At 44.6% G+C, this 14,327-nt stretch carries 12 protein-coding genes; 5 read left to right on the top strand and 7 right to left on the bottom strand.

Translation table 11 applies throughout. The features are described 5' to 3' along the window. Window positions 1–187: 187 nt before the first annotated feature. Genes GXP75_RS08440 through GXP75_RS08425 form a run of 4 tightly spaced genes read right to left on the bottom strand, consistent with a single transcriptional unit; the run spans window position 188 to window position 2,191 of the window. Complete coding sequence (locus tag GXP75_RS08440) at window positions 188–547, bottom strand: phage holin family protein (RefSeq protein WP_003326762.1); 360 nt, start codon at window positions 545–547, stop codon at window positions 188–190. Next, entirely contained in the window at window positions 548–742 is a 195-nt protein-coding gene (locus GXP75_RS08435; protein WP_003326760.1) for a PspC domain-containing protein, read from the bottom strand. A 4-nt stretch (window positions 743–746) separates the two neighbouring features. Beyond that, complete coding sequence (locus GXP75_RS08430; protein ID WP_214916361.1) at window positions 747–1,841, bottom strand: DUF4097 family beta strand repeat-containing protein; 1,095 nt, start codon at window positions 1,839–1,841, stop codon at window positions 747–749. 23 nt (window positions 1,842–1,864) lie between these two features. Continuing rightward, the gene (locus tag GXP75_RS08425; protein WP_088118051.1) at window positions 1,865–2,191 is read right to left on the bottom strand and encodes a hypothetical protein; all 327 of its coding nucleotides are present in this window, start codon (window positions 2,189–2,191) and stop codon (window positions 1,865–1,867) included. 217 nt (window positions 2,192–2,408) lie between these two features. On the opposite strand from GXP75_RS08425, the gene GXP75_RS08420 reads away from it, so the two are divergent. Then, window positions 2,409–2,660, top strand: coding sequence for a hypothetical protein (locus GXP75_RS08420; RefSeq protein WP_242556577.1), 252 nt, complete (start codon window positions 2,409–2,411; stop codon window positions 2,658–2,660). A gap of 8 nt (window positions 2,661–2,668) precedes the next feature. Here GXP75_RS08420 and uvrA read toward each other — a convergent pair whose 3' ends face one another. The 3 genes from uvrA to GXP75_RS08405 form a co-directional block, all read right to left on the bottom strand. Next, complete coding sequence (gene uvrA, locus GXP75_RS08415) at window positions 2,669–5,542, bottom strand: excinuclease ABC subunit UvrA (RefSeq protein WP_242556576.1); 2,874 nt, start codon at window positions 5,540–5,542, stop codon at window positions 2,669–2,671. Between the two features lie 7 nt (window positions 5,543–5,549). Continuing rightward, window positions 5,550–7,535, bottom strand: coding sequence for an excinuclease ABC subunit UvrB (gene uvrB, locus GXP75_RS08410; protein WP_242556575.1), 1,986 nt, complete (start codon window positions 7,533–7,535; stop codon window positions 5,550–5,552). A gap of 182 nt (window positions 7,536–7,717) precedes the next feature. Then, window positions 7,718–7,948: a DUF2198 family protein gene (locus GXP75_RS08405; protein ID WP_003326754.1), complete on the bottom strand. Its 231-nt coding sequence runs from the start codon at window positions 7,946–7,948 to the stop codon at window positions 7,718–7,720. A gap of 385 nt (window positions 7,949–8,333) precedes the next feature. Here GXP75_RS08405 and GXP75_RS08400 point away from each other — a divergent pair, with 385 nt between their 5' ends. From GXP75_RS08400 to GXP75_RS08385, 4 genes are all read left to right on the top strand, one after another. Further along, window positions 8,334–10,838 (top strand): PEP/pyruvate-binding domain-containing protein, encoded by a 2,505-nt coding sequence (locus tag GXP75_RS08400; protein ID WP_242556574.1) that lies wholly within the window; start codon window positions 8,334–8,336, stop codon window positions 10,836–10,838. 77 nt (window positions 10,839–10,915) lie between these two features. Further along, window positions 10,916–11,485, top strand: coding sequence for a TetR/AcrR family transcriptional regulator (locus tag GXP75_RS08395; protein ID WP_061570790.1), 570 nt, complete (start codon window positions 10,916–10,918; stop codon window positions 11,483–11,485). A gap of 31 nt (window positions 11,486–11,516) precedes the next feature. Further along, a complete protein-coding gene (locus tag GXP75_RS08390) occupies window positions 11,517–12,851 on the top strand; it encodes an MFS transporter (RefSeq protein WP_150224528.1) in 1,335 nt (444 codons plus the stop codon). 182 nt (window positions 12,852–13,033) lie between these two features. After that, window positions 13,034–14,317 carry a BslA/BslB family hydrophobin gene (locus tag GXP75_RS08385; protein WP_242556573.1) on the top strand — a complete coding sequence of 428 codons (1,284 nt, stop codon included), beginning with the start codon at window positions 13,034–13,036 and terminating at the stop codon, window positions 14,315–14,317. Window positions 14,318–14,327 lie beyond the last annotated feature (10 nt).

The following is a 14,327-nucleotide window of genomic DNA, read 5'->3' as shown; positions in this document are numbered from 1 at the left end:
GGGAACAAAACCAAACAGGCTGATAAGAACTAAAATGGGCATTTTATATTTCACAAAAGCACCTCCCTCTGAATGTATTTTGCGTCGGGAGGATGCAGCTTATGTAGTGTTTTATGTAAATAATGCACCATTAAATTGAAATTTCTTTAAAAGACATAACAAAAAAGCCGCCAGATCAGCGGCTTTTTTATTTTTTTCCAAGCGGTTCTAAAATTCCTTTTTGAATCAGCAGATGAAAAACCGAGAGTACAACTGACGCCCAGATCGCCGTGCCGAAGCCGTCGATTTGGAAGCTGTCTCCCATCAGTGCCGCGGTCATCATCAAGGTAATCGCATTGATGATAAATAAGAACAGACCAAGCGTCACCACTGTAACAGGCAATGTTAAAATGATTAAAAATGGCTTGACCAGCACATTTAGAACAGACAAAATGAGGCTGGCAATAATGGCCGCTCCAATACTGCTGACATGAACGGAATCAAAGTATCCGGCAATAACAATTAGTAATAATGCATTAACTAAAATGCTGACTGCCCATTTCACCATTTATCCGATTTCCTTTTCTGACGGAACGGCAAAAATCCATATGATATAAACAAGCGGAACGATTCCGCTTGTAACGAATGCTAAAATCACTGTAATAATTCTAAGCAGTGATGCGTCCATATTTAAGTAATCAGCAAGCCCGCCGACTACACCGGCTATCATCTTATTCTTTTTCGAACGATAAAGCTTTTTCATTTTATCACCTCTGTGTATGCTTTAGTTTAATAGCGCCTGTTAATGATTCTGAGAATATGGCGATGTTTTGATCATGTCCTTGATTTGAAGTAAACATCATTTCTTTTTGAATCGTTTCGTTTTTTTCTTTCAGCATCTCAACATCCAGCAGCTCGTGGGACAGCGAGCCGAGATTGCTTTTAAGCTCAGCCTTTACTGCAACATCGTTTGGAATCGCAAGCTCCACATTGCCGGTCGTTGTTTTTGTATAAATCGAACGGCAATCAGGTTCTGTCACAGTGACCGCGATATTTCCGTTAAAACTTTGAACATCAACCGACTCGCTTTTTCCCCGTAAGTCGATCAATCCGTTAATGGTTTCAGCTTCTATTGTGCCGCAGCTGTGATTTGCCAGTTTAATTTGCCCGTTGGCCGTTTCAGCAGACGCTTTTTCAGCAGTTAAATGGGAAAAGGACAGTACACCGTTTGTCGTTTTGGCTGAGAACTCTTTTACATGTAAATGTTCCCCTCTTATCGGCCCGTTAAACAGTTTCACCCGAATCTTATCATACTGCTTTTGCGGAATGTATAAGGTCACATTCGTTTTCATCGTTTTCTTTTCTGTCCGGATGAAAAACTTGCTTCCTTTCGCTTCACATTCAATATGCTGGAGAAATGCGTCTCTTGCCGCTTCCTGGCTATCGGCGCGAAATACCTTCGCATGGCACTCGGCTCGGACATCGCTGTCATCCCACGGCACGATATTGACGCTGCCGTTTGCGATTTGAAGTTCCATACTGGAAAAATCGGTTTCTTTAAATTGAAAAATATGCTGCACATCAAACGCATGCCCGAAATTCAAATCCAAGTCAACCTCTTTGACCTTTTTCACAGCAGAGTCAATCCAATCGAACAGCTTAGCGCCGATGGATGGCTTTTGTCCTTCTTTATTTGCGGCAAATGACTCATCCGCTTCATGAACATCCGTTGATAACGAAGTGATTTTGTTTTCTTTTTCTTTATATTCGCTGTCCAGCTTTTCAATAAGGGTGAGTGCTTCCTGGGCCGTCAGTTTTCCTTCTTCCACGAGCTTCAATATTCGTTCTTTTTCTTGTTTCATATTGATCTCCTCCCCTAATTTTCTTATGCCTGGCGTAAAACCTTAATACCTTGGATGACATTCCAAATGATAATGCCGATCACAATTAAGAAATAAACAATCGCTCCGCCGATTAAAAGAAATACCGGCATCATACTTTCTTCACCGGCAACAATCGCTCCACCGATAAAAGCAGCAATGAGAAAGATCCATCCGAAAAAAGGGATAATATGAGAAACCAGAGAACGGACGGCGTGCCGCTTTGTCTCTTTCTCATCAACGACGAAATAAGCAACAATCGGAACAATAAGAGGTGCGATAAACACACTGAAATAACAAAGTGATGCTATCAATGCTTGATTACGATTCAATTCATTCACACTCCTATAATAATTGGCTGTCCGGGACCATTGGTCAGGGACCTTTTCCTTATTTATACGTATGAAAGATGTTTAGGTTTCATTTTCATTCTATGGGCATGCTTCCATTTGCGCAAATTTGTTTTTATAAGTTTTGAATGTAGATTCTTTCACCTGTACCCTTTACAATATGTAAAAAAGCTGATCGTAATCAAGGAGGGTGAAAATAATGCAAAAGAAACCTGGTGATTATACAGTAACACAAAATTCACTTTTAAAACTGATACATGAACAAAAAAGAATGAACCGCGAAATGATCGCTGAGCTTGAACAAATTAACGCGCCTCTGCCCATCTCTCATGATATTCAATATATAAAAGTGCTTCTGGACAGCAGCAGCACACATATCCTTCATGATTTAATGGACTTGAGCCGGCAGCTCAAAGACGAAGACCGCCATCTGCATAAAAAAACCCTCTAAAAAGAGGGTTAAGGTGTAACGGTTTCTTTTGCTTTAATGAGCGCCTTCATCCGTTTTCTGTCACGCTCCACAACTGGTTTCAAATAATGGCCGGTATACGATTCTTTTACTTCCATTACATCTTCGGGCGTTCCCGAGGCTACGATCGTTCCGCCCCCTGCTCCGCCTTCCGGACCGAGATCCACAATGTAATCAGCCGTTTTAATAATATCAAGGTTATGCTCGATCACGAGTACCGTATCCCCGTTATCCACGAGACGCTGAAGCACAATCAAAAGCCGTGCGATATCATCGACATGCAGACCTGTTGTCGGCTCATCTAAAATGTACAGCGTGCGGCCGGTTGATCTCTTGTGCAGCTCAGATGCCAGCTTCACACGCTGCGCTTCTCCGCCGGATAAGGTAGTCGCGGGCTGGCCGAGTGTAATATAACCCAGTCCCACATCGAAAAGTGTCTGAAGCTTACGTTTGATTTTCGGGATATTTTCAAAGAAAGAAAGAGCATATTCAACTGTCATATCCAGCACATCGGAAATGCTTTTCCCTTTGTAGGTGACCTCAAGGGTTTCCCGATTGTAGCGTTTTCCATGGCATACCTCGCATGGGACATACACATCCGGAAGGAAATGCATCTCAATCTTAATAATTCCGTCGCCGCGGCAGGCTTCACAGCGTCCGCCTTTTACATTAAAACTGAAACGCCCTTTTTTATAGCCGCGGACTTTCGCTTCATTCGTCTGCGCAAACACGTCGCGGATATCGTCAAACACACCGGTGTATGTTGCCGGGTTTGATCTCGGTGTCCGCCCAATCGGCGCCTGGTCAATATCAATGACCTTATCAAGATGGTCTAATCCCTTTATTTCTTTATGGCTTCCCGGCTTCGCTTTCGCTTTATGAAGCTTTTGCGCCAAAGCCTTGTGCAGAATTTCATTTACGAGTGTACTTTTTCCTGAACCGGAAACCCCCGTAACCGCTGTGAATGTTCCAAGCGGGAATTTCGCATTCGCTTTTTTCAGGTTGTTTTCCGATGCGCCTTTAATTTCAATGAAGCGGCCGTCCGGTTTTCTTCTTTCAGGCGGCAGCGGGATAAATTTCTCCCCCGATAAATAACTCCCGGTTAATGAGTCTTTATCAGCCATAACCTCTTTCGGCGTGCCTGCCGAAATCACTTGCCCGCCATGAACGCCGGCGCCGGGGCCGATATCAATCAAATAATCGGCAGCCATCATCGTATCCTCATCGTGCTCAACGACAATCAGCGTGTTTCCGAGATCTCTCATATTTTTCAGCGCGCTGATCAATCGGTCATTATCTCGCTGATGAAGGCCGATTGACGGCTCGTCCAAAATATAAAGCACTCCCGACAAACGCGAGCCAATTTGCGTCGCGAGCCTGATTCGCTGGGCTTCTCCTCCGGACAGCGTTCCCGCAGCACGGCTCAGCGTGAGATAATCCAGTCCGACTTTATCAAGAAAACTGAGCCGTTCGATGATTTCACGCAAAATCAAGTCCGCAATCTGCATATCTTTTTCCGAAAGGCTAAGACCATTGAAAAATTGCAGCGCGTCTGCTATAGACAGCTCTGTAATCTTTCCGATATGCCGGCCGTCTACTAAAACGGCAAGCGCTTCTTTCTTTAAACGATAGCCTTTGCACGTCGGGCAAGGTTTTTGTGACATGTATTGCTCCATCTGTTCGCGGATGTAGTCTGAGCTCGTCTCTTTATAACGCCGCTTAATATTGCGCAATACACCTTCAAATTCAATATAATTTTCACGAACCTGGCCAAAGTCATTTTCGTATTTGAAATAAATCTGTTCATTGCCGCTTCCGTACAACACTTTATCCAGCAGGTGATCGGGCAATTCCTTCACCGGCACTTCCATATCAATCCCGTAGTGGCTGCATACCGCCTGAAGCAGCTGAGGATAATATTGTGAGCTGATCGGCGTCCATGGCGCGATCGCATTTTCCTTCAATGACAGGTCTTTATTCGGAATGACAAGGTCCGAATCGACCTCAAGCTTCATTCCCAGCCCGTCACAAGTAGGGCAAGCGCCAAACGGACTGTTAAACGAAAACAAGCGCGGCTCAAGCTCGCCGATTGAAAAACCGCAATGCGGGCAGGCGTGGTGCTCGCTGAACATCAGCTCTTCCTGGCCCATTACGTCAATCATGACACGGCCTTCGCCTAAACGTAGCGCTGTCTCTAATGAATCTGACAGCCGCGGCGCGACGCCTTCTTTCACTACAATCCGGTCAATGACAACTTCAATGGAGTGCTTTTTATTTTTTTCAAGCTCTATCTCTTCAGAAAGCTCGGCCATTTCGCCGTCAATCCGAACTCTGACATACCCTTGTTTTCGAATTTGCTCAAGCACTTTTACATGGGCGCCTTTTCTGCCGGACACAATCGGCGCAAGCACCTGAAGCTTCGTCCGCTCCGGATACTCCAAAATCCGGTCGACCATCTGCTCAATCGTCTGTGATGTAATTTCAATTCCATGCTCTGGGCAGTGCGGTTTTCCCACCCTTGCGTACAGCAGGCGCAGATAATCATAAATTTCTGTCACCGTCCCGACAGTTGATCTCGGGTTGCGGCTCGTGGTTTTTTGATCAATGCTGATAGCCGGGGATAAACCCTCAATCGCGTCGACATCCGGCTTATCCATCTGGCCTAAAAATTGGCGGGCATAGGCAGAAAGCGACTCCACATAGCGCCGCTGCCCCTCTGCATATATGGTGTCAAAAGCAAGGGAGGATTTACCGGAACCCGACAGTCCAGTCACCACTACGAGCTGGTCTCTCGGAATGGTCACATCTATGTTTTTCAGGTTATGCGCCCTTGCTCCCTTCACCTCTATCCGATCCATAGCCATTCTTTCATCATCCTTCCGCTTTTAGCTCTAAAAGTAAATCGCGAAGCTCCGCGGCTCTTTCAAAGTCAAGCGCCTTGGCTGCTTCCTTCATTTCCAGTTCCATTTGTTCAACGACTTTCTGGCGTTCTTTTTTCGTCATTTTCGCCAGTTTCGGCGCTGCTTTTGTTTTATATTCTTCTTTATCTTCAGCAGCTACTGTCGCGCGGATGACGTCGCGTATTTCTTTATTAATCGTTTGCGGCGTAATGCCGTGCTCCTCATTAAAATGCTCCTGCTGCTCACGGCGGCGTTTCGTTTCGTTTATAGCAATTTCCATTGATTTTGTCATTTTATCGGCATACATGATGACGCGGCCTTCCGCGTTTCTTGCCGCCCGCCCAATGGTCTGGATCAAAGAGCGTTCTGACCGGAGGAAACCTTCCTTATCCGCATCCAAAATAGCGACAAGGGATACTTCAGGAATATCAAGCCCTTCTCTCAGCAGGTTGATTCCGATAAGAACATCATGCTTGCCGAGCCGGAGATCCCGGATGATTTCAATCCGTTCCAGCGTCTTAATCTCGGAATGAAGATAATTGACCTTAATGCCGATCTCTTTCAGATAATCTGTCAGATCCTCAGACATTTTCTTCGTCAGCGTGGTGATAAGCACTCTTTCATTCCGTTCGGTTCTGGCTTGAATTTCACCGATCAAATCATCAATCTGTCCTTCAATCGGACGCACCTCAATAATCGGATCAAGAAGCCCGGTCGGCCGGATAATCTGCTCGATCATTTCCGGTGTATGCTCTATTTCATAAGGGCCTGGCGTTGCTGATACATAAACAATATTGTGCATATGCTTTTCAAATTCTTCGAAACGGAGCGGACGGTTGTCAAGCGCTGAAGGCAGACGGAATCCGTGATCCACCAGCACTTGCTTTCTCGCTTGGTCTCCGTTAAACATTCCGCGGACCTGGGGAATTGCCACATGCGACTCATCGACAACGATCATAAAATCATCGGGGAAGTAGTCGAGAAGCGTATATGGCGTGGAACCTGCCGGACGAAGCGTCAAGTGCCTTGAATAGTTCTCGATGCCGGAGCAGAATCCCATTTCCCGCATCATTTCAAGATCGTACCTTGTCCGCTGCTCCAATCGCTGCGCTTCAAGGAGCTTGCCGTTCTCATGCATGACTTTCAGCTGCTCCTCAAGCTCTTTCTCAATATTAAGAATGGCTTTTTCCATTTTTTCGGCTCGTGTGACGAAGTGGGAAGCCGGGAAAATAGCGACATGGTCGCGGTCGCCGAGGATCTCCCCGGTCAGCGCATCCACTTCTCTGATCCGTTCAATCTCATCTCCGAAAAATTCGACCCGTATACAATGCTCGTCGCGTGACGCCGGGAAAATTTCCACGACATCTCCGCGCACCCGGAACGTTCCCCGCTGGAAATCAATATCATTGCGGGCATATTGGATGTCAACAAGCTTTCTGAGCAGCTGGTTGCGTTCAATCTCCATTTCCGTCCTGAGCGAAAGCACCATTTCACGGTATTCTTCCGGTGAACCGAGACCGTATATACAAGAAACACTCGCAATGATAATGACGTCTCTGCGTTCAAAAAGAGACGATGTTGCGGAGTGTCTGAGCTTATCAATTTCATCATTAATGCTTGCGTCTTTTTCTATAAATGTATCCGTTTGAGGAACGTATGCCTCCGGCTGATAGTAATCATAGTAGCTGACAAAATACTCGACAGCGTTGTTAGGAAAAAACTCCTTGAACTCGCTGTAAAGCTGGCCCGCAAGCGTTTTGTTATGGGCAATTACAAGTGTCGGTTTGTTGACTTCTTTAATCAGGTTGGACACCGTAAATGTTTTACCCGTACCCGTCGCGCCCAGAAGAGTCTGGTGTTTCTTTCCTTCTTGAATTCCTTTGACAAGCTTTTCTATAGCTTTCGGCTGATCTCCCTGGGGCTGGTATTTCGAGACTAACTCAAAGCGATCTTTCACAAATAAGCCTCCGTTTCTTTACGAAATCTTCCTATTGATATAGTAACACAATGAAGAGCAAAATCGCTAAAAATACGAACTAAAGTTCGATGGTTATTTATTTCCATTTTGATTTTCCGTATAAAAAACCTGCTTTCTTCAGGCAAAAGCAGGAATTCATCTCTTTATATATGATGGCCGTGTTATTCTTCCTTTTTTTCTGCGGCTTTTTTCGCCATGTATAACCCGCCGGCAACAAGTGACACCACATCTAACCCCACGATCAGATACGTTTCCGTATAGCCTTTTAAATAGGAGGCAAATAGCAGTGCGGCTGTAAGAGCAATTGCCACATAATGATTAAATGTGACTCTCGTAAAAAGGACTACAAGCATAAAAGGAAAAACTAATGCAAAAACGGCTTTTGTTATCACAAAAACCCTCCTCCGATTCTTCATCTCATCTGATTATAGTAAAAAAAGAAGAATCGGACAATGATGCAATCGTTCCCTCTTTATACACAATACCCGTTTTTAGCATGGTTCAATCATCTTTTTGCAATGATTCTTCTAAACCTCTACATCAGCATAAGTGAGCCAAATAGCCCACCTTCTCCTGAAACTATTATCACTCTAACCAACTTAATTATTAACTTTATTTAGGACTTATTGTATTTGACAGCATTTTCCTTACCCTCTACAATTGGATGATAGTGCTCACTATCATTTTTGAAGACAGGCTCCAGAGTGCTTTTACTTTTTCAGGATATAAAAAAAGAAAAACATCCTGTATATCGACGGAAAGAGGGGGTTATGAAACATGTATTCAGTACTGTTTAACAAAGCTGAAGAATCCAGTCAATTGGCTGGCGCAAAGGGCATGAACCTGATTAAGATGACCAAAAACGGTCTTCCCGTTCCAGACGGTTTCATCATTCAAACCAATGCCTTGGCGCGTTTTATGGAGGATAACCAGCTTCATGAAACAAAAGAAGACATTGAAAACAACATCATTAACGGCATATTCTCAGATGAACTGAAGAATGAGCTTACGGCTTCCTTTTATGAACTCAGGGAATCCTACGCGTCTGTTGCCGTCCGGTCCTCTTCCGCTTCAGAGGATTTAGAAGGCGCTTCTTTCGCAGGCCAGTATGAAACATACTTAAATGTTAAAACAGAAGATGAATTTCTCGGAAAAGTAAAGGAATGCTGGGCTTCTTTTTTCTCTGCCAGAGTCGGCCGCTATAAAGAAAAAATGAAAAATAATCATGGTAAGCCGTTAATGGGCGTCGTGGTTCAAGGGCTGATCGAATCTGAAGTATCAGGTGTCATTTTCAGCCGCAATCCGGTCACACACGATGACGGAGAATTATTAATCAGCGCAAGCTACGGTCTTGGTGAAGCGATTGTTTCCGGCAGCGTGACACCCGACACATTCATCGTGAGTAAAGATTCATTCGCCATTCAAAAAGAGATGGGCTTAAAGGAATTGTATATGGTTTCTCAATCTGAAGGCATTGCTGAAAGAGAAACAAACGAAGAAATGCGGAATCGCTATTGCCTTAATGACGAGCACATACGGGAACTTGCTGCCTTAACGAAAAAGACCGAGGCATTGTATGGGTTTCCGGTTGATCTGGAATTTGGAATCGCCGAAAACACACTATATCTTCTTCAAGCCCGCCCGATTACAACCATTGACCAAGATAAAGAAGCTGCTGAGGAAGAACGTGATTTCATGATCACCAAGGAGGATATGAACGATTTCTGGCTGAACATGGAGTCAAACATTGAAGGACCGATCAGCCCGTTATTCTCTTCTCTTATTATTCCTGCAATGGAGCACGGGCTGAAAAAACGTTCCGAGCAATTTCCGATCGGTGTAACGATTGAAGAAGTGAAACAGTACCGGGGCCATATTTATTCGAAACAAAAAGGCGGAAACCCGACCGAAGCTGCAAAGGCTGCCGAAGCGGCTGAAGAACTGTTTCCTCATTTGGCTGAGCGGATGTACGACATTCTCAACAAAACCTTTCTGCCTTTTTATGAAACATTAGATGAACAGTCAGCAGCCTCACACACACCGGAAAGCGCGCTGAACGCCTTTAAGAAACTAAAGGCATTTTATATGGAAGCCTATGATGAACACTTCAATATCGTCTTCCCGCAATTACTCCTGAATACGAAGCTGGAAACCATGTATCAGCAAGTTCAGGGAGACACGGAGAATTCCCATTTTCATGAGATGCTGACAGGAAAAATGAACAAATCCTTGGAAACAGACCGGCATCTGTGGCTGCTTTCTATTGAAGTCAAAAAGAACACAGCTCTGAAAAAAGTATTTGAAACTCATCAAGCGGAAGAGCTGCAAGAGACGCTGTCGCAAACAAGTGACGGAAAGCTTTTCTTGGATAAGGTAAATGAATTTTTGCGGGAGTATGGCTGGAGATCAGTGAAAAGCCATGATCTTATTGAACAGATCTGGGCTGAAAACCCTTATTACGCCCTGTCCCACATCCAAAATTATGTTCGCAATGGCTATCACTTTGACAATGAGTTTAACAAAACAATTGAAAAAAGAAAGCAGCTGTACAATGAATTTTTGCAGCAGATAGAAGATGAAGCCTTCCGAAAGGAATATGACCGTTATTATCAATGGATGCTGAATTCATCTGTCATCCGTGACGACCATCATTTTTATATTGATGCGATGCTTGATGCAAAGGCAAGAATCTTTCTGCTGAGAATCGGCGAAATGCTTACAGACAGCGGTGTTATTGATGACAAAGAGGACCTGTGGTATTTATACGATGACGAAATCGAAAACGCCCTTTTACACCCTGTTCCGCTCCAGGCTAAAGCAGCAAAACGGAGAGAGGTATTTAAAGAGTATGAATTGGTTCACGCCCCTTCTTATCTCGGATCACCGACGGCGGAACAGCTGAAGGCTGCAGAAGACATCGTCGGCTCGGTTACCGAAGATGAAAAGAATACAGAGGATCATATTTACGGCGTTGCTGCTTCAAGCGGCATTGTAAGCGGTCCGGTCAAAGTGATCCGGGATGCCAATGAGTTTTCCCGCTTCTCACCGGGAGATGTGCTTGTTTGCAAAATGACTACTCCGCTATGGACCAGTCTGTTTCAAGATGCCAAAGCCGTCATAACGGACACAGGCGGAATTTTGTCCCATGCGGCGATTATTGCGAGAGAGTACGGATTACCTGCTGTTCTCGGCACGCGTGCAGCAACTGACAGGCTGCGGGACGGAGATGTTGTCACAGTGGACGGCACCAGCGGCAAGATCACCATCGTCAGCCGCGCTTAAATGCCGGCTGCCTCTTTATTATACCGGCAGGACAGGTGTATACTTGTCCTGCCAGTATATTCGTGAGGTGAAACGTATTGAGACCGACAAACCGCAGAATCCTTGATGCCGCGATGCAGCTGATTGTCAAAAATGGCTATCGCGCAACCACAACAAAAGAAATTGCAGAGAAGGCAAATGTGAGTGAAGCCACGATCTTCCGCAATTTCAAAAACAAGCAAGGATTAATGAAAGCACTCATTTCCCAGCATTCTCAAAGCATGAGCAGCATTATTGGAAAAACGACAGGTGACCCGCATAATGATTTGCTTCATATCGGAACTTGTTTGCTGGCAGAGCTTGAACGAAAAAAGGATATTTTTCATATCAGCTTTAGGGAACCGGCCATGTTTGAAGAAGTCATCAACCATGTAACACAATATCCCCAAGCCATGAAACATCTGCTTATGGACTACTTTAAGGAATTAGGGGAAAAAGGAATCATTCACAAAGGAAATGAAGAGGCGAATGCAGATGTTTTTATGTCTATCATTTTCGGCTATTTTATACACCGTCTCCAGTTAGGGCAAAGAGTGATTACACTGCCTCAGGATAAAATGATTAAACATAGCACCAATATTTTTATCGAAGGAATTTTAGCCCGTTAAACCTCTGGCAGACAAAGTAAGGAGGATACCAATGGGTTCAAGGAAAGAATGGGCGCTGATCGTTTCTCTTTTGCTGGGAGCCATACTCGTTCCCATTAACTCAACGATGATTGCAGTTGCGCTTTCATCTATATCAAATACGTATGATGAATCACTCGCCAGCATCACGTGGGTGGTGACTGTCTATCTGATTGTCATGGCAGTTACCCAGCCGATTGCAGGGAAGCTCGGCGATATGTACGGAAACAAAACGATGTATTTATGGGGAGTCGGCCTTTTTCTCATCGCTTCCTTGGGATGCGCCCTCTCACCAAGCCTGTTATTATTAAATGTATTTCGCGCATTACAGGCTGTCGGCGGCGCGCTTCTGACGCCGAACAGCATTGCGATTATCCGGCACGTGGTCTCGGAAAAGCGTCTGCCGAAAGTATTTGGATTTTTCGGGCTCGGCGCGGGACTCGGTGCTGCTCTCGGCCCGTTTATCGGTTCGATCTTGATCGACAGCTTTAGCTGGCATTCAATCTTTTGGGTTAATATCCCGTTTCTGGCCATTGCATTATTTACGGCAATGACCATGTTTCCAAAATACAAAGAAAAAAAATCAGATGCGCCGCTGGACATTATTGGCTCTGCCTTGCTTGCCGTAAGCATTATCTCTATTATTCTACTCACAAAGAACGCTGAATCTTGGGGATATCTGATTTACGGTCTGCTGATTCTCTTGTTCGTCCCGCTTTTTTTCAGACGGGAGCTCCGAACGAAGCACCCGGTCATTGATTTATCCTTATTTAAAAACTCAACTTTCACCAATGCGAATCTATCAGTTATGTTAAGTAATCTGATGATGTATGCCGTATTGCTGATCATGCCTTTATTTATGACGAGCCAGTTTGGGCTTGAAACTTCCAAAAGCGGTATGGCGCTGTCCGTATTTTCTATTTTCATGTCGGCAAGCAACTGGGTCGGCGCTCAGCTGCATAATAAATGGGGCGCTCGAAAGGTCATCTTTCTCTCCTTTGCCATGATGGCGGGAGCCAATATTTTATTCTTATTGCTGAGTCAGTCCCATTCCATTGTATTTTTAATGGTTTCACTTATTTTAGGAGGACTCGCTTCAGGCGTCGGTTTAACAAGCATGCAGGTTTCTTCTCTATCAACAGTAGATGCCGGCATGTCCGGAACAGCCTCGGGTATCTTTTCAACCTTTCGATATTTCGGAAGCATTACTTCTTCCGCTCTTATCGGTCTGATTTCCGGATTTCATATCCTATTTATCATCTTAATCGGCGTTTCAGTCATCGGTATTTTTGTTTCTCTCGGAATTAAGCCTGCTGAAACAGCCAGCGTTCAAAAAAATTCAGCGTAATCGTTCGGGTTCTGAGATCATCTCAGAACCTTTTTTATTTTCGTTGTATAGTTTTTCTGCTTAATCTTTTCTATCAGAGTTGCTTTTCGATTTTCGTCTGCATAAGGTACTGTATCTGACTCTCATTCTGCCAGACTCTATTCCCAAGCTTTCAAATACGCAAAGAGAAAAGGGGAATTGATATGGTTCAGCCTCAAGACCAATTTCGGCCGCTCGCGCCTTCTTTAACAATTACTGCCGTCCAAAATGATGCGGAAGGGACAACTACCGATCTTATCGTCACGTATTCGCCTAATTCAGTGCTGTCTTTAGGCGGTGTCGTATTCAAACTGCCTGAAGGTTTTACTGCGACAACAAATGATACAATCAACAATTCCGCTCTATCAGCTTCGCAAATTTCTGAAGGCGGCAGAAAAGTCACACTGCCTCTCACCCTAGATATTCTCGGAATTGCGCAGTTTACGCTGACACTTAAAAATAAAACCCTGCCGGCTGAAGGGATCTATTCCTTTTCAGCAGAAAATACGGTTTTAATCATCGGCTCATTGCTTCCGGCAATGACTGAATTATATATTGAACCGGCAACCTTCGCATACGTGACTAACTTTTTAAGCAATAATATCTCCGCTATAAACCGAACCTCTAATACAGTTTCAGAATATATTCCGGCCGGCGCGGCTCCGCTTGGCATTGCCCTTACCCCCAACGGAAACCTCATTTATATTTGCAACTCGGGAGAAAACAGCGTTTCCGTGATCAGAACGGAAAACAATAGCGAACTGACAAAAATACAAGTGGGTGCTGTACCGTATAGCATTGTGATTACCCCTAACGGAAACTTTGCCTATGTGGCAAACCAGCAAAGCAGCAATGTATATGTGATCAACACTCAGACTAACGCCGTCATTAAGATCATTCCCGTTGGGCTTTTGCCATCAAGCCTTGACGTATCACCCGACGGACAGTCCGTTTATGTCGTCAACACGAACTGCAACAATATCTCTGTGATCGATACGGCGACAAATACAGTAACAGCAACGATTTTAATAACAAGCAGCTCCCCGGCGGATGTCGCTTTTTCTCCTGACGGAACAACTGCCTATGTAACAAATTTGAACAGCAACAATATTTCTATCATAGATACAAGCACAAAAACCATTTTGCAGAATGTCGGCACGGGCCAAAATCCCATTGGGCTGACAGTTACTCCGGACGGTGAGAAGGTTTATATCTTGAATTCAAGCGGCAGTGATGTGTCTGTTTTAAATACAGCAACAAACACAATCACGGCGTCCATACAGGTGGGTTTATACCCATACAGCGCCGCATGTACGCCCGACGGCTCAAGAATCTACGTAACAAACCTGCTGAGCAACCTCATTTCCGTGATTGATACCGCCTCTGATACAGTGGTGAATACCATCACATCAGAAATTTATCCCGGAGGCATTGCCTTGCGGATCTAAAAAAACAGTC

It is taken from the genome of Bacillus sp. HU-1818 (assembly GCF_022695965.1).
Lineage (GTDB): Bacteria > Bacillota > Bacilli > Bacillales > Bacillaceae > Bacillus > Bacillus atrophaeus.
This window is presented reverse-complemented; position numbering and strand designations above follow the sequence as displayed.

Bases quoted from the DNA above. Each gene is read 5' to 3' on its own strand.
- GXP75_RS08440 (WP_003326762.1), bottom strand. From the start codon at position 547: ATGGTGAAATGGGCAGTCAGCATTTTAGTTAATGCATTATTACTAATT.
- GXP75_RS08435 (WP_003326760.1), bottom strand. From the start codon at position 742: ATGAAAAAGCTTTATCGTTCGAAAAAGAATAAGATGATAGCCGGTGTA.
- GXP75_RS08430 (WP_214916361.1), bottom strand. From the start codon at position 1,841: ATGAAACAAGAAAAAGAACGAATATTGAAGCTCGTGGAAGAAGGAAAA.
- GXP75_RS08420 (WP_242556577.1), top strand. From the start codon at position 2,409: ATGCAAAAGAAACCTGGTGATTATACAGTAACACAAAATTCACTTTTA.
- uvrA (WP_242556576.1), bottom strand. From the start codon at position 5,542: ATGGCTATGGATCGGATAGAGGTGAAGGGAGCAAGGGCGCATAACCTG.
- GXP75_RS08400 (WP_242556574.1), top strand. From the start codon at position 8,334: ATGTATTCAGTACTGTTTAACAAAGCTGAAGAATCCAGTCAATTGGCT.
- GXP75_RS08390 (WP_150224528.1), top strand. From the start codon at position 11,517: ATGGGTTCAAGGAAAGAATGGGCGCTGATCGTTTCTCTTTTGCTGGGA.
- GXP75_RS08385 (WP_242556573.1), top strand. From the start codon at position 13,034: ATGGTTCAGCCTCAAGACCAATTTCGGCCGCTCGCGCCTTCTTTAACA.